Genomic DNA, 20,655 nt, shown 5'->3' on the forward strand with positions numbered 1-20,655 from the left:
ACGGGTGGAGGACCAGTGAACCTGCTGCTCGCCGAGGTGGCCCAGGCCACCCAGCGGCTGGCCGACGCCGGCGTGCCCTCGCCGCGCTTCGACGCGGAGGAGCTCGCCGCCTTCGTCCACGGTGTGAAGCGGGGAGAGCTGCACAACGTCAAGGACGCGGACTTCGACGCCCGTTACTGGGAGACCATCGCCCGCCGCGAGGCCCGTGAACCGCTCCAGCACATCACCGGACGGGCCTTCTTCCGCTATCTGGAGCTCCAGGTCGGCCCCGGAGTCTTCGTGCCGCGCCCCGAGACCGAGTCCGTCGTCGGCTGGGCCATAGACGCCGTACGGGCCATGGACGTCGTCGAGCCGCTCATCGTCGACCTGTGCACCGGATCGGGCGCCATCGCGCTGGCGATGGCGCAGGAGGTCCCGCGCTCGCGCGTGCACGCCGTCGAGCTCTCCGACGACGCCCTCAACTGGGCCCGGAAGAACGCCGAGGGCTCCCGCGTCACCATCCACCAGGGCAACGCGCTCACCGCGCTGCCCGAACTGGACGGCCAGGTCGACCTCGTCATCTCCAACCCGCCGTACATCCCGCTCACCGAGTGGGAGTACGTCGCTCCCGAGGCCCGCGACCACGACCCGGAGATGGCCCTGTTCTCCGGCGAGGACGGCCTGGACACCATCCGCGGCATCGAGCGCACCGCGCACCGTCTGCTGCGCCCCGGCGGTCTCGTGGTCATCGAGCACGCGGACACCCAGGGCGGCCAGGTGCCGTGGATCTTCAACGAGGAGTCCGGCTGGGCGGACGCGGCCGACCACCCCGACCTGAACAAGCGGCCGCGTTTCGCCACCGCCCGCAAGGCGATGCCGTGATCAGCTCCGCGACCGCGCAGACGACACAGACGACACAGACGACGAAGATCTTGTACGTGTACGAGGAGGCCCACTGATGGCACGGCGATACGACTGCAACGACGCGACCGACCGCACGACCGGCCTGCGCGAGGCCGCGTCCGCCGTCCGCCGCGGTGAGCTCGTCGTGCTGCCCACCGACACCGTGTACGGGATCGGCGCCGACGCCTTCAGTTCCGAGGGCGTCGCGGACCTCCTGGCGGCGAAGGGGCGTGGCCGCAACATGCCCACCCCTGTCCTCATCGGGTCCCCGAACACCCTCCACGGCCTGGTCACCGACTTCTCCGAGCAGGCCTGGGAGCTCGTCGACGCTTTTTGGCCCGGAGCGCTCACCCTCGTCGCCAAGCACCAGCCGTCGCTCCAGTGGGACCTCGGGGACACCCGTGGCACCGTCGCGATCCGGATGCCGCTGCACCCCGTCGCGATCGAACTGCTCACCGAGACCGGCCCGATGGCCGTGTCGTCCGCCAACCTCACCGGTCACCCGGCGCCCGAGGACTGCGACGCGGCGCAGGACATGCTCGGCGACTCCGTCTCCGTCTACCTCGACGGCGGTCCGACGCCGGGCATCGTGCCGTCCTCGATCGTCGACGTCACGGGCAAGGTGCCGGTTCTGCTGCGGGCGGGGGCGCTCGACGCGGACGAGCTCCGCAAAGTCGTACCCGACCTCGAGGTGGCCAATTGACCGCCCCTGAGGGGCGTGGCATAGGTGCGGCGACCGCTGTCGACACCTTCAGAATCCTCCACGTCAGCACCGGCAACGTGTGCCGCTCGCCGATCACCGAGCGGCTGACGCGGCATGCCCTCAGCGTGCGCCTCGGGGATCCGCTGACCCGCGGACTGATCGTGGAGAGCGCCGGCACCTGGGGCCACGAGGGCGCACCCATGGAGGCCAACGCCGAGGTGGTCCTCGCCGACTTCGGCGCGGACGCGACCGGGTTCGTGGGACGCGAACTGCTGGACGAGCACGTGATCCGTGCGGACCTGGTCCTCACGGCGACCCGGGACCACCGGGCGCAGGTCATCTCGATGGGGCACTCGGCGGGCCTGCGGACGTTCACGCTGAAGGAGTTCACCCGGCTCGTACGGGCGATAGACCCGGCCACGCTGCCGGACACCCGGGACGAGGGCGTCGTCGAGCGGGCGAGGGCACTCGTCAGGGCCGCGGCGGCGCTGCGCGGCTGGCTGCTGGCGCCGAGCCCCGACGCTGACGAGGTCTACGACCCCTACGGCGCACCCATCACGTTCTTCCGTTCGATCGGCGACGAGATCAACCAGGCCCTGGACCCTGTCGTCACCGCGCTGACGGGCATTCCTGCCCGGCGCTGAGGGCACCGACCGCCACCGGCCACCCGGACGGCGCGATCGCCGCGCATCGCGCGGCCCACCGGCCTACATTGGACTTCACGGCCAGCCCACGCCTGGAGCCACAGATGCCGGTCACCGCAGCACCTGACACCGCCCGCATCAGCCATCACGGTGGGGACTTCGACGCCCTGCGCCGTCAGGACCCCGAGATCGCCGAGGTGATCCTGGGGGAGGAGCAACGGCAGAGCGACAGCCTCCAGCTCATCGCGGCGGAGAACTTCACCTCGCCCGCCGTCCTCGCCGCTCTCGGCTCTCCGCTGGCCAACAAGTACGCCGAGGGCTATCCCGGCGCCCGTCACCACGGCGGCTGCGAACTCGTCGACACCGCCGAGCGGATCGCCGTCCAGCGCGCCACCGCCCTGTTCGGCGCGGAGCACGCCAATGTGCAGTCCCACTCCGGCTCCTCCGCGATCCTCGCGGCCTACGCCGCGCTGCTGCGTCCCGGCGACACCGTGCTCGCCATGGGACTGCCGTACGGCGGACACCTCACCCACGGCTCACCCGCGAACTTCTCGGGCCGCTGGTTCGACTTCGTCGGCTACGGCGTCGAGGCCGAGACCGGCGTCATCGACTACGACCAGGTGCGCTCCCTGGCCCGGCAGCACCGGCCCAAGGCAGTGGTCTGCGGCTCCATCTCCTATCCGCGTCACCCCGACTACGCGTTGTTCCGCGAGATCGCGGACGAGGTCGGCGCGTATCTGATCGCGGACGCCGCCCATCCGATGGGGCTGATCGCCGGTGGCGCGGCGCCCAATCCCGTCCCGTACGCCGATGTGGTGTGCGCCACCACGCACAAGGTGCTGCGCGGACCGCGCGGCGGCATGATCCTGTGCGGTTCGGAGCTCGCGGAGCGCATCGACCGGGCGGTGTTCCCCTTCACCCAGGGCGGCGCGCAGATGCACACGATCGCGGCCAAAGCGGTGGCCTTCGGGGAGGCGGCGACGCCGGCGTTCACGACCTACGCCCATCGGGTCGTCGCGAACGCGCGCGTACTGGCCGAGGAGCTCGCGGACGAGGGCTTCGCGGTCCTCACCGGCGGCACCGACACCCATCTGATCAGCGCGGACCCCGCGCCCCTGGGGGTGGACGGCCGGATCGCGCGCGGTCGTCTGGCCGCCGCCGGACTGGTCCTCGACACCTGTGCGCTGCCGTACGGGGACGGTCGCGGCATCCGGCTCGGGACCGCGGCCGTCACCACCCAGGGCATGGGCGAGACCGAGATGAGCCGGATCGCGTCGTTGTTCACCGCGGCGATTCGTGAAGAGGGCGAGGAGGCGAGGAAGATCCGTACGGACGTGCGTGAGATGGCCGGTAGATTTCCGCCCTACCAGAGGTAGCCGGAAGCATCTGCAACCATCTCCGGCGCCTGTATGTCCTCAACCATGGGGCGACCAGAGCTAGGGTGTGGGGCTGAGATGGCCAGCGATTCCTGTGGGGCAGCCCGTGCGTGATTACCTGCTGACGCTCTGTGTCACGGCTGCGGTGACCTATCTGCTGACCGGTCCGGTGCGGAAGTTCGCCATCGCGACCGGCGCGATGCCGGAGATCCGTGCCCGCGACGTACACCGAGAGCCGACGCCGAGACTCGGCGGCATCGCCATGTTCTTCGGCCTGTGCGCCGGTCTGCTGGTCGCCGACCATCTGCAGAACCTGAACAGCGTCTTCGAGCTGTCCAACGAACCGCGTGCGCTGCTCTCCGGAGCCGCCCTGATCTGGATCATCGGCGTCCTGGACGACAAGTTCGAGATCGACGCCCTGATCAAGCTCGGCGGACAGATGATCGCCGCGGGTGTGATGGTGATGCAGGGTCTGACGATCCTGTGGATCCCCGTGCCCGGTGTGGGAACGGTCTCGCTGACCTCCTGGCAGGGCACCCTGCTGACCGTGGCGCTCGTCGTCATCACGATCAACGCCGTGAACTTCGTCGACGGCCTGGACGGACTGGCCGCCGGCATGGTGTGCATCGCCGCCGCGGCCTTCTTCCTCTACGCCTATCGCATCTGGTTCAGCTACGGGATCGAGGCGGCGGCCCCCGCCAGCCTGTTCACCGCCATCCTGATGGGCATGTGCCTCGGCTTCCTGCCGCACAACATGCACCCGGCGCGTATCTTCATGGGCGACTCGGGATCGATGCTGATCGGTCTGGTGCTGGCGGCGGCCGCGATCTCGGTGACCGGCCAGGTGGACCCCGACGCTCTCAAGATCTTCGAGGGCAGCACCCGTGAGGCCACGCACGCGGCACTGCCGGTCTTCATCCCGCTGCTGCTGCCGCTGACGATCATCGCGATCCCGGTCGCGGACCTGGTGCTGGCGATCGTCCGACGCACCTGGAACGGCCAGTCGCCGTTCGCCGCGGACCGCGGGCATCTCCACCACCGGCTGCTGGAGATCGGGCACTCGCACAGCCGCGCGGTCCTGATCATGTACTTCTGGTCGGCGCTGATCGCGTTCGGCGTGGTCGCGTACTCCGTGCACTCGGCGTCCATGTGGATCGTGATGCTCGTCGTCGCGCTGAGCGCCGTCGGCCTGGTGCTTCTGCTGCTGCCGCGCTTCACCCCGCGGGCACCGCGCTGGGCCGAGGCGTTCGTCCCGCCCCGCTACCGCCGCCGTGCGGTGCGGCCGGCCCTCGCCCCGGCCTCGTCGGCGCACGATGCGCAGGGCGAGCCGGCCGCGTCCGGTACCGCGGTGTCCGAGGCGGCCGCGGAGCCCCAGGAGCGGACGCCGATTCCGGCGGGCGTCAACGGAGCGACAGCGATCGGCGCTCGTTCGCGCCTCCCTGACCGGCGGAAGGCCGGCACGCGCGGCTGACGGTTTCCGGTATGTCGCCTATTACCAGACATAGCGACGGCTTGTCGTGCACACACGGGCGCGTTCACTCTCATGTGTGAGAGTTGGCACACCTTCGGGTAAAGACCTCATCAAATAGTTTGTGATACCGTTCACGAGACCCGGAGACAGCGCCGAAGGACCGTAGTGCGACGGTTGGTTGGCCCCGAGACCCATCTCGGACCGGGACTACGCTCGTCCATGACGACACCACTGCCCCCACCAGCAAGCGGAGCTGCCGCCATGCCGTCCAACGACGCACGCTCACTCCTTCACACCGCCGTCCCCACCGCCGCGGCCGGCGCCATCGCCGCTGCGATCAGTGGAGTGGTCGCCGGTGGAAAAGGGGCGCTCGGCGCGGCGGTCGGCGCACTGGTGGTCATCGTCTTCATGGGGATCGGCATCGTGGTCCTCCAGCGGACCGCCAAGCAGTTCCCGCAGCTCTTCCAGGCCATGGGCCTGATGCTGTACACGACGCAGCTGCTGGTGCTCTTCATCTTCGTCGCGGCGTTCAAGGACACGACGCTGTTCAACCCCAAGGCGTTCGCCGCGACATTGGTCGCCGCCACGCTCGTCTGGGTGTCTGCGCAGGCCCGTGCCCACATGAAGGCGAAGATGCTCTACGTCGAACCCGAACCGTCTGCTCCCCGTCAGGGCGAAACGACGGGGTCCACGACGTGACAGGTAGGGCCGGTATAAATGCCCGTTCGAGACCCTGCTATCGTCCGGTGCCAACTGCGGCACTGCGGGCGCGGGCATCCGAGCTGACGCCTGCTCGACGCGAGGCTTCGATGCCTGACCGCCGCCCCCACATCCGAAACACCACTCCGGTGCCGACTCGCGGCTGCGCGCCGCTCCGACACAACGAGGTTGCCGAACCCATGCGTCACGCCGAAGGAGCCCGCGGTGAGTGCTGAACAGACCACGCTCGCCTTTGACTGGAGCTGCCGCATCATGGCCGACAACGGCTGTGGCTTTCCGGCACCGGGCCTGCACTCCTTCCTTTTCCAGCCGATCTTCACCGTCGGAGGCTTCGAGTTCAACAAGGTGATGCTGCTCGCGCTGCTCACCACGTTGGTCGTCGTCACCTTCTTCACGCTGGCTTTCGGGAAGGCAAAGGTCGTCCCCGGCAAGCTCCAGATGATCGGTGAAGCCGGCTACGACTTCGTACGCCGCGGCATCGTCTACGAGACCCTCGGCAAGCGGGAGGGCGAGAAGTACGTCCCGCTGATGGTCTCCATCTTCTTCTTCGTCTGGATCATGAACATCTGGTCCGTGATCCCGCTGGCACAGTTCCCCGTGTCATCGATCATCGCGTACCCGATCGTGCTGGCACTGATCGTCTACGTGATCTGGGTGACCCTGACGTTCAAGAAGCACGGATTCGTCGGCGGCTGGAAGAACATCACCGGCTACGACAACTCGCTCGGCCCGATCAAGTGGCTGGTCTCGTTCATCGAGTTCTTCTCGAACCTGCTGGTCCGGCCGTTCACGCACGCCGTGCGACTCTTCGCCAACATGTTCGCCGGTCACCTGATGCTGGTGATGTTCACCGTCGCCTCCTGGTACCTGCTGAACAGCTGGCTGATCCCGGCCGCCGGTGTCTCGTTCGTGATGACGATCGCCATGATCGGCTTCGAGCTCTTCGTGCAGGCCGTCCAGGCGTACGTCTTCGTCCTCCTGGCCTGCACCTACATTCAGGGCGCTCTCGCCGAGCACCACTGAGCCCTCGCCCGCACCACCAAGAAGCGTCCGGTGGCCAACCCCCACCGGTCCGTTAATGAAAAGGAAGAATCAGCATGGCTGCCACTGAGACCCTCGCCGCCGTCACCGGTTCGCTCGGCTCCATCGGCTACGGCCTCGCCGCGATCGGCCCCGGCATCGGCGTCGGCATTGTCTTCGGTAACGGCACCCAGGCTCTTGCCCGTCAGCCCGAGGCTGCCGGCCTGATCCGTGCCAACCAGATCCTTGGTTTCGCCTTCTGTGAGGCGCTCGCCCTCATCGGCATCGTTCTGCCGTTCGTTTACGGTCAGTGATCCTCGTTTCGCTGACCACTTTCGACGAAAGGCATTGATGTGATCGCCAACATCGTTCAGCTGGCGGCCGGGGAAGAGCAGAACCCGCTCATTCCTCCGGGCCCCGAGCTGCTTGTCGGCCTGATCGCCTTCGCCATCGTCTTCTTCTTCTTCGCGAAGAAGCTCCTCCCGAACATCAACAAGGTTCTGGAAGAGCGTCGCGAGGCCATCGAAGGCGGCATGGAGAAGGCCGATGCGGCCAAGATCGAGGCCGAGAGCGTCCTTGAGCAGTACAAGGCTCAGCTTGCCGAGGCCCGTCATGAAGCCGCTCGTATGCGCCAGGAGGCGAACGAGCAGGGCACCGCGATCATCCAGGAGATGAAGGCGGAAGGCCAGCGGCAGCGTGAGGAGATCATCGCGGCCGGCCACGCCCAGATCGAGGCCGACCGCAAGGCTGCGGCTGCCGCGCTGCGTCAGGACGTGGGCACGCTCGCGACCGAGCTGGCGGGCAAGCTCGTGGGTGAGTCCCTCGAGGACGTCGCCCGGCAGAGCCGGACCATCGACCGCTTCCTCGACGACCTCGAGGAGAAGGCCGAGGCCGCGCGATGAACGGAGCGAGCCGCGAGGCACTGGCTGCCGCACGCGAGTCCCTCGACGCGCTGACGGACAACACGTCCGTCGACGCGGCGAAGCTCGCCGAGGAGCTGGCCGCCGTCACCGCGCTGCTCGACCGCGAGGTGTCGCTGCGTCGGGTCCTGACCGACCCGGCGCAGGCCGGCGAGGCGAAGGCCGAGCTGGCGGCGCGCCTGCTGAGCGGTCAGGTCGGTGGCGAGACCGCTGATCTGGTCTCCGGCATGGTCCGCTCCCGCTGGTCGAGGTCGCGCGACCTGGTCGACGCGATCGAGGAGCTGGCGGCCACCGCCGAGCTCATCGCCGCGCAGCGCAGGGGCGTGCTCGACAACGTCGAGGACGAGCTGTTCCGGTTCAGCCGGATCGTCGCGTCCAACACCGAGCTCCGGGCCGCGCTGACCGACAAGTCGGTGTCGCCGTCCCGCAAGGCGGAGCTGCTGCGCAGCCTGCTGGGCGGCAAGGCGGATCCGGCCACCGAGCGACTGGTCGTGAGTCTTGTGACCGCGCCCCGGGGACGTAGCCTGGAGCAGGGACTCGACTCCCTGTCCAAGCTCGCTGCCGGGCGCAGGGAGCGGACGGTCGCGGTCGTCACCTCGGCTGTCCCGCTCACCGACCGGCAGAAGCAGCGCCTCGGTGCCGCTCTGGCGAAGCTGTACGGCCGCGACATGCACCTGAACCTGGACGTGGACCCCGAGGTCCTCGGCGGGATCTCGGTGCGGGTCGGCGACGAGGTCATCAACGGCACCATCGCGGACCGCCTCGACGAGGTGGCCCGTCGCATGGCCGGCTGACCCGGCCGCCACTAACTGAACACGACAGACGAGCAGTACCAGCGGCCCGGTTGGGCCGTGCAGAAATTGCAGAAGATTCCTGGGGGTCGGCCCCCAGACCCCCTAAGAAACTTCGGGCCCAACAAGGAGAGCAGGGAACCCAGATGGCGGAGCTCACGATCCGGCCGGAGGAGATCCGGGACGCGCTGGAGAACTTTGTCCAGTCGTACAAGCCGGACGCGGCCTCGCGCGAGGAGGTCGGGACGGTCAGCGTTGCCGGCGACGGCATCGCGAAGGTCGAGGGTCTGCCCTCGGCCATGGCGAACGAGCTGCTGAAGTTCGAGGACGGAACCCTCGGTCTCGCCCTCAACCTCGAGGAGCGCGAGATCGGTGCAGTCGTCCTCGGCGAGTTCAGCGGTATCGAGGAGGGACAGCCGGTGCGCCGCACCGGAGAGGTCCTCTCCGTCGGCGTCGGCGAGGGCTACCTCGGCCGTGTCGTCGACCCGCTCGGCAACCCGATCGACGGCCTCGGCGAGATCGAGACCGACGGACGCCGCGCCCTGGAGCTGCAGGCCCCTGGCGTCATGATCCGTAAGTCGGTGCACGAGCCGATGCAGACCGGCTACAAGGCCGTCGACGCCATGGTGCCGATCGGCCGCGGTCAGCGTCAGCTGATCATTGGTGACCGTCAGACCGGCAAGACCGCTCTGGCCGTCGACACGATCATCAACCAGCGCGACAACTGGCGCTCGGGCGACGTGAACAAGCAGGTGCGCTGCATCTACGTCGCCATCGGCCAGAAGGGCTCCACCATCGCGTCCGTGCGCGGTGCCCTGGAGGAGGCCGGCGCCCTGGAGTACACGACCATCGTCGCCGCCCCGGCGTCCGACCCGGCCGGCTTCAAGTACCTGGCGCCGTACACGGGCTCGGCCATCGGCCAGCACTGGATGTACGCCGGCAAGCACGTCCTGATCATCTTCGACGACCTGTCGAAGCAGGCCGACGCCTACCGCGCCGTGTCGCTGCTGCTGCGCCGTCCGCCGGGCCGTGAGGCGTACCCCGGTGACGTCTTCTACCTGCACTCGCGTCTGCTGGAGCGCTGCGCCAAGCTCTCCGACGACATGGGCGCCGGTTCGATGACCGGTCTGCCGATCGTCGAGACCAAGGCGAACGACGTGTCGGCGTTCATCCCGACCAACGTCATCTCCATCACCGACGGCCAGTGCTTCCTGGAGTCCGACCTGTTCAACGCGGGCCAGCGCCCGGCGCTGAACGTCGGTATCTCGGTCTCCCGTGTCGGTGGCTCCGCCCAGCACAAGGCCATGAAGCAGGTCTCCGGCCGTCTTCGCGTGGACCTCGCCCAGTACCGCGAGCTGGAGGCGTTCGCCGCCTTCGGTTCCGACCTGGACGCGGCCTCCAAGGCGCAGATGGAGCGCGGCAAGCGCATGGTCGAGCTGCTGAAGCAGGGCCAGTACCAGCCGATGCCCGTCGAGGAGCAGGTCGTCTCCGTCTGGGCCGGTACCACCGGCAAGATGGACGACGTTCCGGTCCAGGACATCCGGCGCTTCGAGGCCGAGCTGCTCGAGTACCTGCGCCGCGAGCGCAAGGAGCTGCTGACCAGCATCGCCGAGGGCGGCAAGATGTCGGACGACACCCTGCAGTCCATCGCCGACGCGATCACCGCCTTCAAGCGGCAGTTCGAGACCGCGGACGGCCAGCTTCTGGGCGACGACGCTCCGGTCAGCACGAGCAAGTGACGACGGAAGGGACCTGACTCATGGGAGCCCAGCTCCGGGTCTACAAGCGTCGCATCAAATCCGTCACCGCGACCAAGAAGATCACCAAGGCGATGGAGATGATCGCCGCCTCGCGCATCGTCAAGGCGCAGCGCCAGGTGTCGGCCTCCACCCCGTACGCGACCGAGCTCACCCGCGCGGTGACCGCGGTGGCCACGGGGTCGAACACCCAGCACCCCCTCACCACCGAGGTGGAGTCCCCGGTCCGCGCCGCGGTTCTGCTCATCACGAGCGACCGCGGTCTGGCCGGCGGCTACTCCGCCAACGCCATCAAGGCGGCGGACCAGCTCACCGAGCGGCTCCAGGGCGAGGGCAAGGAGGTCGTCAGCTACATCGTCGGCCGCAAGGGTGTCTCGTACTACGGCTTCCGTGAGCGCACGGTCACGGAGTCGTGGACCGGATTCACCGACAACCCGACGTACGCGGACGCCAAGAAGGTTGCCGCACCGCTGATCGAAGCAGTCCAGCAGGACACGGCCGAGGGCGGCGTGGACGAGCTCCACATCGTCTTCACCGAGTTCGTCTCGATGCTGACGCAGACGCCGGTGCAGAACCGGCTGCTGCCGCTCAGCATCGAGCAGGCGGCGGAGGAGAGCGGCACCAAGGGGGAGATTCTGCCCCTGTTCGACTTCGAGCCGTCGGCGGAGGACGTCCTCGACGCCCTGCTGCCGCGCTACGTCGAGAGCCGGATCTACAACGCGCTGCTCCAGGCCGCTGCTTCCAAGCACGCTGCCACCCGCCGCGCGATGAAGTCGGCGACCGACAACGCCGGGGAGCTCATCAAGAGCCTCTCCCGGCTTGCCAACGCGGCCCGCCAGGCCGAAATCACCCAGGAAATCAGCGAGATCGTCGGTGGCGCCAGCGCCCTGGCCGACGCGACCGCGGGGAGTGACAAGTAATGACGACGACAGTTGAGACGGCCGTTGCCACGGGCCGCGTCGCCCGGGTCATCGGCCCGGTCGTCGACGTGGAGTTCCCCGTCGACGCGATGCCGGAGATCTACAACGCGCTCACCGTCGAGGTGGCCGACCCGGCCGAGGACGGCAAGCTCAAGACGCTGACCCTCGAGGTCGCCCAGCACCTCGGCGAGGGCCTGGTCCGCGCGATCTCGATGCAGCCCACCGACGGTCTGGTCCGCCAGGCCACGGTGACGAACACCGGTGCGGGCATCACCGTCCCGGTCGGCGACTTCACCAAGGGCAAGGTGTTCAACACCCTCGGTGAGGTGCTGAACGTCCCCGAGGCGAACAGCGAGACCACCGAGCGCTGGCCGATCCACCGCAAGGCGCCCAGCTTCGACCAGCTCGAGTCCAAGACCGAGATGTTCGAGACCGGCATCAAGGTCATCGACCTTCTCACCCCGTACGTCAAGGGTGGAAAGATCGGTCTGTTCGGTGGTGCCGGTGTCGGCAAGACCGTTCTGATCCAGGAAATGATCTACCGCGTCGCCAACAACCACGACGGTGTGTCGGTGTTCGCGGGCGTCGGTGAGCGTACTCGTGAGGGCAACGACCTCATCGAGGAAATGACCGAGTCCGGCGTCATCGACAAGACGGCGCTTGTCTTCGGTCAGATGGACGAGCCCCCGGGCACGCGTCTTCGCGTCGCGCTGGCCGGTCTGACCATGGCGGAGTACTTCCGCGATGTGCAGAAGCAGGACGTGCTCTTCTTCATCGACAACATCTTCCGGTACACCCAGGCCGGCTCCGAGGTGTCCACCCTGCTCGGCCGTATGCCGTCCGCGGTGGGTTACCAGCCGAACCTGGCCGACGAGATGGGTCTGCTGCAGGAGCGCATCACCTCGACGCGTGGTCACTCGATCACGTCGATGCAGGCGATCTACGTCCCCGCGGACGACCTGACCGACCCGGCCCCGGCCACCACCTTCGCCCACCTCGACGCGACGACGGTTCTCTCCCGTCCGATCTCCGAGAAGGGCATCTACCCGGCCGTGGACCCGCTGGACTCCACGTCCCGCATCCTGGACCCGCGCTACATCACGCAGGAGCACTACGACACGGCGACCCGTGTCAAGGGTGTCCTGCAGAAGTACAAGGACCTCCAGGACATCATCGCGATTCTCGGTATCGACGAGCTGGGCGAGGAGGACAAGCTCGTTGTCCACCGTGCCCGTCGCGTGGAGCGCTTCCTGTCCCAGAACACCCACGTCGCCAAGCAGTTCACCGGCGTGGACGGCTCGGACGTGCCGCTCGACGAGTCGATCACCGCGTTCAACGCGATCTGCGACGGAGAGTACGACCACTTCCCCGAGCAGGCGTTCTTCATGTGCGGTGGCATTGAGGACCTCAAGGCCAACGCCAAGGAGCTCGGCGTCTCCTGAGTCCCGTGACTCGTGAAAGGGGGCGGGGTCCGTCCCGCCCCCTTTCGTACGCCCCGTAGAATTGACCCAACACCCGGCAGAACCGCCGGGTGGTGACCCGAGGAGCCACCCTTGGCTGCTGAGCTGCACGTCGAGCTGGTCGCCGCTGACCGGCAGGTATGGTCCGGCGAGGCCACCCTGGTCGTCGCGCGCACCACGTCCGGCGACATCGGCGTCATGCCCGGTCACCAGCCGCTGCTCGGTGTGCTGGAGTCGGGCCCGGTGACCATCCGTACAAGCTCTGAAGGCGGAGCCGGGACTGTCGTCGCCGCTGTGCACGGCGGTTTCATCTCCTTCGCCGACAACAAGCTCTCGCTGCTGGCGGAGATTGCCGAGCTGGCGGACGAGATCGATGCCCAGCGCGCCGAGCGTGCGCTGGAGCGCGCAAAGTCCGACGACGACGCCGCCGCAGAGCGCCGTGCCGACGTCCGACTGCGTGCGGTGGCGGTGCGCTGAGCACCCCGCCGACAGTTGTCGCCCTCAGCCGCGGCCCGGACTGGACACCTCCAGACCGTGTCGCGGCTGAGGCAATGCAGGCGCACATGGGAACACCGGTGCGGACCATGACGAGATCGATGCGAGGAGGTCGGTGGAGATGTTCCTCGCTCTGCTTGTGAGCGGTCTGGTCTTCGTTGTGCTGGTGGGGATCGGGCTCTTCGTCTTCGGTCTGCGCCGTCGCCTGATCCAGCGTTCCGGCGGCACCTTCGACTGCAGCCTGCGCTGGAACGTCCTGGACGAGTCGGATCTTTCCGGCAAGGGCTGGGTGTACGGCGTCGCGCGGTACAGCGGCGACCGGATCATGTGGTTCCGCGTCTTCTCCTACTCTCCGCGTCCCCGCCGGGTCCTGGAGCGCTCCGCCATCGAGGTCGTGGCCCGCCGCACTCCGGAGGGCGAGGAGGAGCTGGCGCTGCTGTCCGACGCGATCGTGCTGGGCTGTGTCCACCGGGGTACGCGTCTGGAGCTCGCGATGAGCGAGGACGCGCTGACCGGTTTCCTCGCCTGGCTGGAGGCGGCGCCTCCCGGGCAGAGGGTGAACGTCGCGTAGGGCACCGGGCGTGCGTCGGACATGAAGAAGCCGGGGTGGACGGGGACGGACCCGTTCCACCCCGGCTTCGGTCTGTCTACCGCAGTCCGGTGTGGACCGCGTTGGCGAGTTCACCGTTGGCGGTGTCGCCGCTGAACTCCCAGTAGAAGGCGCCCTTGAGGCCCTGGCTCTTCACCCAGGACATCTTGGTGCCGATCGTGGCGGGGGTGTCGTAGCTCCACCAGTTGCTGCCGCACTTGGCGTAGGCGGTGCCGGCGATGGTGCCGGTGGACGGGCACGTCACCTTGAGGACCTTGTAGTCCTCGTTGCCCGGCTCGTAGGTGCCGGGGGCCGGGCCGGTGGCGGTGCCGCCGGGGGTGGCCTGGGTGACGCCGGTCCAGCCGCGGCCGTAGAAGCCGATGCCGAGGTTCAGCTTGCTGCCGCTGATGCCCTTGCCCTTGAGCTTGGTGATGGCGGCCTCGGAGGTGAAGCCCTCCTGCGGGATGCCCGCGTACGAGGTGAGCGGGGAGTGCGGGGCCGTCGGGCCCTGGGCGGCCCAGGTGCCGAAGAAGTCGTACGTCATGACGTTGTAGAAGTCGACGTACTGGGCGGCGCCCGCGTAGTCGGCCGCGTCCAGCTTGCCGCCGTTGGTGCCGTCGGCGGAGATGGCGGCGGTGACGAGGTTGCCCGAGCCGAACCGGGCGCGCATGGCCTGCATGACGTTCTTGAGCGACGCGGGGCCGGAGGTGTCACAGGTCAGACCGCAGGCGTTCGGGTACTCCCAGTCCAGGTCGATCCCGTCGAAGACATCGGCCCAGCGCGGGTCCTCCACCAGCTGGTAGCAGGACTCGGCGAACGCGGCCGGATTGGCCGCGGCCTGGCCGAAGCCGCCGGACCAGGTCCAGCCGCCGAAGGACCACAGGACCTTGATGTTCGGGTACTGGGCCTTGAGCTTGCGCAGCTGGTTGAAGTTGCCGCGCAGCGGCTGGTCCCAGGTGTCGGCCTTGCCGTCGACGCTCTGGTCGGCGGTGTAGGCCTTGTCGTAGTCGGCGAAGGCGTCACCGATGGTGCAACGGCCGCCCTGGACGTTGCCGAAGGCGTAGTTGATGTGGGTGATCTTGGCCGCGGTGCCGGAGCTCACCAGGTTCTTCACGTGGTAGTTGCGCTGGTAGACGCCCCAGTTGGTGAAGTAGCCGAGCTTGACCTTGTCGCCCGGTCCGGGGTCGGTCCCGCCGCCGGTGGTCCGCACCGCGCGGGAGCCGCTGACCGGTCCCGTCTGGTCGGCGCTGTCGCGTGCCTGGATGGCGTACGAGTAGTCCGTGCCGGCGGTGAGTCCGGTGTTGGTGTACGTGAGTCCGGTGACCGTGGCGACCCGGGTGCCGTCGCGGAGCACGTCGTAGTTCTTGATGCCCTTGTCGTCGGTCGCCGCCGCCCAGCTGAGGGTCACCGCGGTGTTGGTGATGCTGGAGGCGGAGGGGGTGCCGGGTGCGGAGGGCGGGTTGTCGCCCGGGAGGCTGCCGCCGTCGCAGGAGGCGCCGTTGAGCTTGCAGCCGGAGGGGGAGCCGCTGCCGGTGCCGTTGAAGCCGAAGGAGACGGAGGCGCCGGGGGCGAGGGAGCCGTTCCAGGCCTTGTTCTTGGCGGTCCAGTGGGTGCCGGAGCTGGTGACGTCCGCGTCCCACGCGGAGGTGACCGCGGTACCGGCGGGGAAGTCCCACTCGACGGTCCAGGAGCTCAGCGAGGTGGTTCCGGTGTTCTTCACCGTCCACTTGCCTTCGAACCCGGAGCCCCAGTCGGAGGTCTTGGCGTAGGTGGCGGTTGCCGAGGGTGCGGCCTCGGCCGGGGAGGCGAGGCCGACCATGGCGGCCAGGGGGAGCAGGAGGGCGGTGAGTCCCGCCGTCGCTCTGGATCTGAATCTTCCACCGGTGCGGGAGGTGCTCGTTCTCAAGGGGTGCTCCTCGAGTTGCGGACGGACAGGGACGGGTCGGTCCGAGCAGGCACGCGAGCGGGGCTCACCGCAGCGTGCTGTGCGGTGAGAGTAGGAAGGTCTGGACCAATCGTCAATAGGTCCAGACCAAAGGCGGGCCAACTCCGGGCGGATCCCCGCTCAGACGCCCAACTCCTGCGCGAGAACGGCTGCTTGGACCCGGCTGCGCAGCTCCAGCTTCCCCAGCAGCCTGCTGACATGGGTCTTCACGGTCGCCTCCGCCATCAGAAGGCGGGTCGCGATCTCGGCGTTGGACAGTCCCTCGCCCAGACAGCCGAGGACCTCACGTTCCCGGCGGGTGAGCACGTCGAGGATCGCCGGGTCGGGTGCGTCGGGGGAGCGTACGGGCCGGGGGGCGGCGAACTCCGCGATCAGCCGCCGGGTCACGGCCGGCGCGATCAGTCCCTCGCCGCGGGCCACCGTGCGCACCGCCTCCAGCAGATCGTGGGCGTCCGTGTTCTTCAGCAGAAACCCCGCCGCCCCCGCCCGCAGGGCCCCGAAGACGTACTCGTCCAGATCGAAGGTCGTCAGCACCAGCACGTCCGCGAGCTTTTCCTCGACGACCTGACGCGTTGCCGCAACGCCGTCCAGCCGCGGCATCTGCACATCCATCAGCACCAGATCGGGCCGCAGCTCGCGCGCCAGACGCACCGCCTCCTCGCCGTTGGCCGCCTCACCGACGACCTCGATGTCCGGCGCACTGCCGAGGATGAGCACCAGCCCCGCCCGCACCGCGCTCTGGTCCTCCGCGACGAGCACGCGTACGCGCCCTGCTCCCTGCGTCATGCCGACGGCTCTCCTTCGTCCCGTACGGGCAGCACCGCCCGTACGCACCAGATCTTCTCCGGACCCTGCGGCGGCCCTTCGGCGGGTCCTGCCTCGAACTCCCCGTCCAGCAGGGCCACCCGCTCCCGCATACCGACCAGGCCCGCTCCCGAACCCGGCGCGCGCGGACCGGGCCGGCGGCCGAAGGGGCTGGTCACCGTGACGGTGAGGGCCCGGCCCGACGCATGGGCCAGGGCGATGCGGACCTGCCCCGACTCCGCGTGCTTGAGGGCGTTCGTCAGCGACTCCTGCACGATCCGGTACGCCGCCAGTTCCACCGGCGCGGGCAGCCTGACGCCGTTCTCGCGCCGGTCGTCGAGCGCGAAGTCGAACCCGCTGCCCGAGCCGTTCGTACGGGCCTGCTCGACCAGCGACTCCAGTCCGTCGAGCGTCGGCGCGGCGGCCGGCTCCTTGTCGTCGCTGCTGTCCCGCAGCAGACCGATCAGCCGGCGCATCTCCGCGAGCCCCTGGACGCTGTTCTCGCGGATCACCTCCAGCGCGCCCTGGGTGGTCTTCGGATCGTCGAGCGAGAGCGCGGCGGTGGAGTGGATGGCGATGGCGGAGAGGTGGTTGGCGACCATGTCGTGCAGTTCCCGCGCCATCCGGGCGCGCTCGGCGGTCACGGCCTGGACCCGGTCCATCTCGGCGAGCAGCGCGGTCTGCTCGGCCCGCAGCTTCGCCGCCTCGGCGGCCTCGCGGTGATTGCGGATGATCGCGCCGGTGGTGGCCGGGGCGAAGCTGACCAGACCGGTGACCACGCCCAGCAGCAGCCCGGCCGGGTCGCGGAACCAGGCGAGGAAGGTGATGGTCGAGGCGACCGTGATCAGCCCGGTGATCACCGGGACCCGGCGGGCGGTGCCGGGTGATCCGTAGACCACCGACGCGTAGACGAGGTCCGTGAACATCAGCACGGTGAAGAGGTTCCCGACCGTGAACTGGTCGGCCACCACCATCACCGTCCCGGCCAGCAGGCAGGTGCGCGGCATGGTCCTGCGCAGCAGCTCCAGGAACGCCGTCACGCCGAGCGGCACCAGGGCCGCCCACGGGGGCAGGAGGTCCCGGTTCTCCGTGATGTGCAGCCCGAACGACCACAGCACGACACCGCCGAAGAGCATGGCCACGGCCAGGAGCACATCGTCGCGGTGAGGGCGGGGGAAGGTCACCACCCCATGAAACACGGCGGCGGACATCTGCCGCCTCCCCGTGCGGGGTGAGCCGCGGCTACATCGAAGGATGCAGCGCCACTTCCTCACTGCCGACGACGCCCGGCGGCCGGGCGGCCGGGACGCTGGAAGCAACGAAGGGAGAGTGCCGTGATCGTCACGCTGATCGTGATCTGCGAGGTCGGCTTCTGGGTGCTGCTGGCCGCAGGGCTCGCCACGCGCTATCTGCTGAAGATGCCGCGTGCCGGTATGGCCCTGCTGCTGTGCGAACCGCTGCTGGAGGTCGTCCTGCTGGTCGTGACCGCACTCGACCTGAAGAACGGGGGAGAGCCGAGCTGGAAGCACGGACTGGCCGCGCTCTACATCGGCTACACGGTCGGACACGGCCACCGCACCATCACCTGGCTCGACGGCCACGCCGCCCACCGCTTCGGCGGCGCCCCGCCGCCGGTGAAGCCGCCGCGCCACGGCATGGCGCGGGCGAAGCACGAGGCCAAGGTGTGGACCGGCACGCTGATCGCCGCCGTCGTCGCCACGGCACTGCTCCAGCTCGCCGTCTGGTACGTGGACGACCCGAGCCGGACCGGTCCGCTGCAGAGCTGGATGTACGTCGCCTGGCGCACCGCGGGCATCCACGGCCTGATCGCTCTCACATACGCGATCTGGCCCAAGAAGGCCCCGGCGGCCGAGGCGGCGTCCGACCGCGAACCGGTCCGGGTGGAGCGTCGGTGACTGTCCCGGGGAGCCGGCCCCGGTGGGGGGAGCCGGTCAGCGCTCCCCGCCCGGGACCCACAGCACGTCGCCGGTCTCCTTGTTCGCCGTCCTCGCGAGGATGAACAGCAGATCGGAGAGGCGGTTGAGGTAGGTCGCGGTGAGCGGGTTCATGGTCTCGCCGTGCACCTCCAGCGCCGCCCACGTCGAGCGCTCCGCACGCCGGACGACCGTGCAGGCGTGGTGCAGCAGGGCCGCCCCGGGGGTCCCGCCCGGCAGGATGAAGCTGCGCAGCTTCTCCAGCTCGTCGTTGAACCGGTCGCAGTCCGCTTCGAGACGGTCGATGTAGAACTGCTCGACCCGCAGCGGCGGGTACTCGGGGTCGGCCACCACCGGGGTCGACAGGTCGGCGCCCACGTCGAAAAGATCGTTCTGGACCCGGACCAGGACTGCGACGACCTCGTCCGGAAGCTGCCCCAGCGCGACCGCGGTGCCGAGAACGGCGTTGGCCTCGTTGGCGTCCGCGTACGCGGAGATCCGCAGATCGGTCTTGGCGGTCCTGCTCATGTCGCCGAGAGCCGTCGTGCCCTGGTCGCCGGTACGGGTGTAGATGCGCGTCAGATTGACCATGTGGCCAGCCTAGTTACGCACCGGCCCGGCGGAAGACACGTGTGCCGACCGTCACGGCGGCACCGGTGAGTGAGAGGGCGACGAGCGCTCCGTAGAGCATGGAGGCCGTGGCGTACTGGCCGACGTACGCGTCCCGCATCGCGTCCACCAGATAGCGGAACGGCATCAGATGCGAGAGCACGTCCAGCCACCCCGGCGCCAGGGTCATCGGCAGCATCAGCCCGGAGAGCAGCATCGACGGCATGGCGAGCGCGTTGATCACCGGCCCGAACTCCTGTGGGGTGCGGACCTTCAGTGCCAGCGCGTACGACAGCGAGGCGAGCGAGAGCGTCAGCAGACCGACGAAGGCGAAACCGATGAGGGCTCCGGCGAGCGGTACGCGCAGTCCCATGACCAGAGCGGCCAGCACCAGCAGGACGCCCTGGAAGACGAAGAGCACGGCGTCGCGCAGGACCCGGCCGAGCAGCAGCGCCAGCCGGCTGACGGGGGTGACGCGCATCCGCTCCACCACGCCGTGGTTCTTCTCGATGATGACCGCGAATCCGGCGAAGGAGGCGCCGAACAGTCCGAGCTGGAGCAGCAGCCCCGGCACCAGGACCTGCCAGGAACTGCCGTTTGAGGACAGAGGCACGCCGGTGAGCAGAGGGCCGAAGAAGAGCAGGTAGAGCAGCGGCATCAGTACGCCGAAGAGGATCTGGAAGGGGGAGCGCAGGGTCTGCCGGGCGTACCGCCCGAAGATCAGCGCGGTGTCGGAGACGAGTGCAGACATGAGGAGTCCTGGAGGGGGGTTCAGACAGCTACGGGGGTGGCGTCGACGGGCGCGGGTCCGCGCCCGGTGATCGCGAGGAAGGCGTCCTGGAGCGTGGCCTCGGGCGAGCCCGCGTACCGCGCCTTCAGCGCCGCCGGGGTGCCCTCGGCGGCGACGACGCCGTGGTCGACGACGACGATCCGGTCCGCGAGCGCGTCGGCCTCGTCGAGGTAGTGGGTCGTCAGGACGACCGTCGTGCCGTGGTCGTCGCGCAGCCGGCGTACGAGATCCCACAGGTCGTTGCGGCTGCCGGGGTCGAGTCCGGTGGTCGGCTCGTCCAGGAACAGCACCGCGGGCCGGTGCACGAGGCCCATCGCGATGTCGAGCCGGCGGCGCTGGCCGCCGGACAGGGCGGCGGTCCTGCGGTCGAGGAGTCCGCGGAAGCCGAGCTCGTCCGCCAGTTCCTCCGCCCGCGCGGCGGCCACCTCCTTGGACAGCCGGTAGAGCCGCCCCTGGGTGACCAGCTCCTCCCGGACGCCGACCTGGGGGTCGAGGCCGCCGGACTGGGCGACGTAGCCGGCCTTGCGGCGGACGCCCGCCGGATCGCGGACCAGGTCGCAGCCGGCGACGGTGGCCGCTCCGCCGGTGGGCGGGAGCAGCGTGGTGAGCATCCTCAGGGTGGTGGTCTTCCCCGCGCCGTTCGGCCCGAGGAAGCCGAGGATCTCGCCGCTCCGGACGGTGAGGTCGATGCCGCGCACCGCCTCCACGGGTCCGTTCTTCGTGCGGAAGGTCCGGGAGAGCCCGGCCGTACTGATGATTGCCATGGGGCACAGAAAAACAGAATCCCTTAAATTTTGCAATGACACCAAGTTTTGGTTCTGGCCA

The 20,655-nt window shown here is 68.9% G+C and carries 22 protein-coding genes; 16 read left to right on the forward strand and 6 right to left on the reverse strand.

From position 1 onward, the window contains the following. Nucleotides 1-15 precede the first annotated feature (15 nt). The 15 genes from prmC to OHA05_RS24940 all read left to right on the forward strand — a co-directional run bounded on the left by prmC (nt 16) and on the right by OHA05_RS24940 (nt 13,730). Nucleotides 16-861: a peptide chain release factor N(5)-glutamine methyltransferase gene (prmC, locus tag OHA05_RS24870; protein ID WP_313944075.1), complete on the forward strand. Its 846-nt coding sequence runs from the start codon at nt 16-18 to the stop codon at nt 859-861. A 76-nt stretch (nt 862-937) separates the two neighbouring features. Beyond that, nucleotides 938-1,585: an L-threonylcarbamoyladenylate synthase gene (locus tag OHA05_RS24875; RefSeq protein WP_313944074.1), complete on the forward strand. Its 648-nt coding sequence runs from the start codon at nt 938-940 to the stop codon at nt 1,583-1,585. After that, entirely contained in the window at nt 1,582-2,229 is a 648-nt protein-coding gene (locus tag OHA05_RS24880) for an arsenate reductase/protein-tyrosine-phosphatase family protein (protein WP_313944073.1), read from the forward strand. Before OHA05_RS24875 ends, OHA05_RS24880 begins: the two co-directional genes overlap by 4 nt. A 104-nt stretch (nt 2,230-2,333) precedes the next feature. Further along, entirely contained in the window at nt 2,334-3,605 is a 1,272-nt protein-coding gene (gene glyA / locus OHA05_RS24885) for a serine hydroxymethyltransferase (RefSeq protein ID WP_313944072.1), read from the forward strand. Nucleotides 3,606-3,711: 106 nt separating this feature from the next. After that, nucleotides 3,712-5,076 (forward strand): MraY family glycosyltransferase, encoded by a 1,365-nt coding sequence (locus tag OHA05_RS24890; RefSeq protein WP_328861759.1) that lies wholly within the window; start codon nt 3,712-3,714, stop codon nt 5,074-5,076. 261 nt (nt 5,077-5,337) lie between these two features. After that, on the forward strand, nt 5,338-5,775 hold the full coding sequence (locus OHA05_RS24895; RefSeq protein WP_313944070.1) for a hypothetical protein: 438 nt from the start codon (nt 5,338-5,340) through the stop codon (nt 5,773-5,775). Between the two features lie 273 nt (nt 5,776-6,048). After that, nucleotides 6,049-6,819 carry a F0F1 ATP synthase subunit A gene (gene atpB, locus OHA05_RS24900; protein WP_328863453.1) on the forward strand — a complete coding sequence of 257 codons (771 nt, stop codon included), beginning with the start codon at nt 6,049-6,051 and terminating at the stop codon, nt 6,817-6,819. A gap of 74 nt (nt 6,820-6,893) precedes the next feature. Further along, entirely contained in the window at nt 6,894-7,130 is a 237-nt protein-coding gene (gene atpE / locus OHA05_RS24905; protein WP_313944069.1) for an ATP synthase F0 subunit C, read from the forward strand. 39 nt (nt 7,131-7,169) lie between these two features. Next, nucleotides 7,170-7,718 (forward strand): F0F1 ATP synthase subunit B, encoded by a 549-nt coding sequence (locus OHA05_RS24910; protein WP_313944068.1) that lies wholly within the window; start codon nt 7,170-7,172, stop codon nt 7,716-7,718. Further along, nucleotides 7,715-8,530 (forward strand): F0F1 ATP synthase subunit delta, encoded by an 816-nt coding sequence (locus OHA05_RS24915; protein ID WP_313944067.1) that lies wholly within the window; start codon nt 7,715-7,717, stop codon nt 8,528-8,530. Before OHA05_RS24910 ends, OHA05_RS24915 begins: the two co-directional genes overlap by 4 nt. 143 nt (nt 8,531-8,673) lie before the next feature. Beyond that, nucleotides 8,674-10,266, forward strand: a complete 1,593-nt coding sequence (atpA, locus tag OHA05_RS24920) for a F0F1 ATP synthase subunit alpha (protein WP_313944066.1) — start codon at nt 8,674-8,676, stop codon at nt 10,264-10,266. 20 nt (nt 10,267-10,286) lie between these two features. Further along, nucleotides 10,287-11,204, forward strand: coding sequence for a F0F1 ATP synthase subunit gamma (locus tag OHA05_RS24925; protein WP_313944065.1), 918 nt, complete (start codon nt 10,287-10,289; stop codon nt 11,202-11,204). Next, nucleotides 11,204-12,646 (forward strand): F0F1 ATP synthase subunit beta, encoded by a 1,443-nt coding sequence (gene atpD, locus OHA05_RS24930; RefSeq protein WP_313944064.1) that lies wholly within the window; start codon nt 11,204-11,206, stop codon nt 12,644-12,646. Before OHA05_RS24925 ends, atpD begins: the two co-directional genes overlap by 1 nt. A 111-nt stretch (nt 12,647-12,757) precedes the next feature. Then, the gene (locus tag OHA05_RS24935) at nt 12,758-13,141 is read left to right on the forward strand and encodes a F0F1 ATP synthase subunit epsilon (protein ID WP_313944063.1); all 384 of its coding nucleotides are present in this window, start codon (nt 12,758-12,760) and stop codon (nt 13,139-13,141) included. 139 nt (nt 13,142-13,280) lie between these two features. Continuing rightward, the gene (locus OHA05_RS24940) at nt 13,281-13,730 is read left to right on the forward strand and encodes a DUF2550 domain-containing protein (RefSeq protein ID WP_328861760.1); all 450 of its coding nucleotides are present in this window, start codon (nt 13,281-13,283) and stop codon (nt 13,728-13,730) included. 76 nt (nt 13,731-13,806) lie between these two features. Here OHA05_RS24940 and OHA05_RS24945 read toward each other — a convergent pair whose 3' ends face one another. The 3 genes from OHA05_RS24945 to OHA05_RS24955 all read right to left on the reverse strand — a co-directional run bounded on the left by OHA05_RS24945 (nt 13,807) and on the right by OHA05_RS24955 (nt 17,708). Beyond that, nucleotides 13,807-15,654 carry a glycoside hydrolase family 18 chitinase gene (locus OHA05_RS24945; RefSeq protein ID WP_313944061.1) on the reverse strand — a complete coding sequence of 616 codons (1,848 nt, stop codon included), beginning with the start codon at nt 15,652-15,654 and terminating at the stop codon, nt 13,807-13,809. Nucleotides 15,655-15,813: 159 nt separating this feature from the next. Continuing rightward, complete coding sequence (locus OHA05_RS24950) at nt 15,814-16,479, reverse strand: response regulator transcription factor (RefSeq protein ID WP_313944060.1); 666 nt, start codon at nt 16,477-16,479, stop codon at nt 15,814-15,816. Continuing rightward, on the reverse strand, nt 16,476-17,708 hold the full coding sequence (locus OHA05_RS24955) for a sensor histidine kinase (protein ID WP_313944059.1): 1,233 nt from the start codon (nt 17,706-17,708) through the stop codon (nt 16,476-16,478). The genes OHA05_RS24950 and OHA05_RS24955 overlap by 4 nt, the downstream gene beginning before the upstream one ends. A 123-nt stretch (nt 17,709-17,831) precedes the next feature. On the opposite strand from OHA05_RS24955, the gene OHA05_RS24960 reads away from it, so the two are divergent. Continuing rightward, nucleotides 17,832-18,413, forward strand: a complete 582-nt coding sequence (locus OHA05_RS24960; protein WP_328861761.1) for a hypothetical protein — start codon at nt 17,832-17,834, stop codon at nt 18,411-18,413. A 36-nt stretch (nt 18,414-18,449) separates the two neighbouring features. Here OHA05_RS24960 and OHA05_RS24965 read toward each other — a convergent pair whose 3' ends face one another. From OHA05_RS24965 to OHA05_RS24975, 3 genes are read right to left on the reverse strand one after another with little or no spacing between them, the layout of a single operon-like run. After that, entirely contained in the window at nt 18,450-19,022 is a 573-nt protein-coding gene (locus OHA05_RS24965; RefSeq protein ID WP_313944057.1) for a cob(I)yrinic acid a,c-diamide adenosyltransferase, read from the reverse strand. A gap of 13 nt (nt 19,023-19,035) precedes the next feature. Continuing rightward, nucleotides 19,036-19,791 carry an ABC transporter permease gene (locus OHA05_RS24970; RefSeq protein WP_313944056.1) on the reverse strand — a complete coding sequence of 252 codons (756 nt, stop codon included), beginning with the start codon at nt 19,789-19,791 and terminating at the stop codon, nt 19,036-19,038. 20 nt (nt 19,792-19,811) lie between these two features. After that, entirely contained in the window at nt 19,812-20,594 is a 783-nt protein-coding gene (locus tag OHA05_RS24975) for an ABC transporter ATP-binding protein (RefSeq protein WP_328861762.1), read from the reverse strand. Nucleotides 20,595-20,655 lie beyond the last annotated feature (61 nt).

Origin of the sequence: Streptomyces sp. NBC_00306, from assembly GCF_036169555.1 — a bacterium.
Lineage (GTDB): Bacteria > Actinomycetota > Actinomycetes > Streptomycetales > Streptomycetaceae > Streptomyces > Streptomyces achmelvichensis.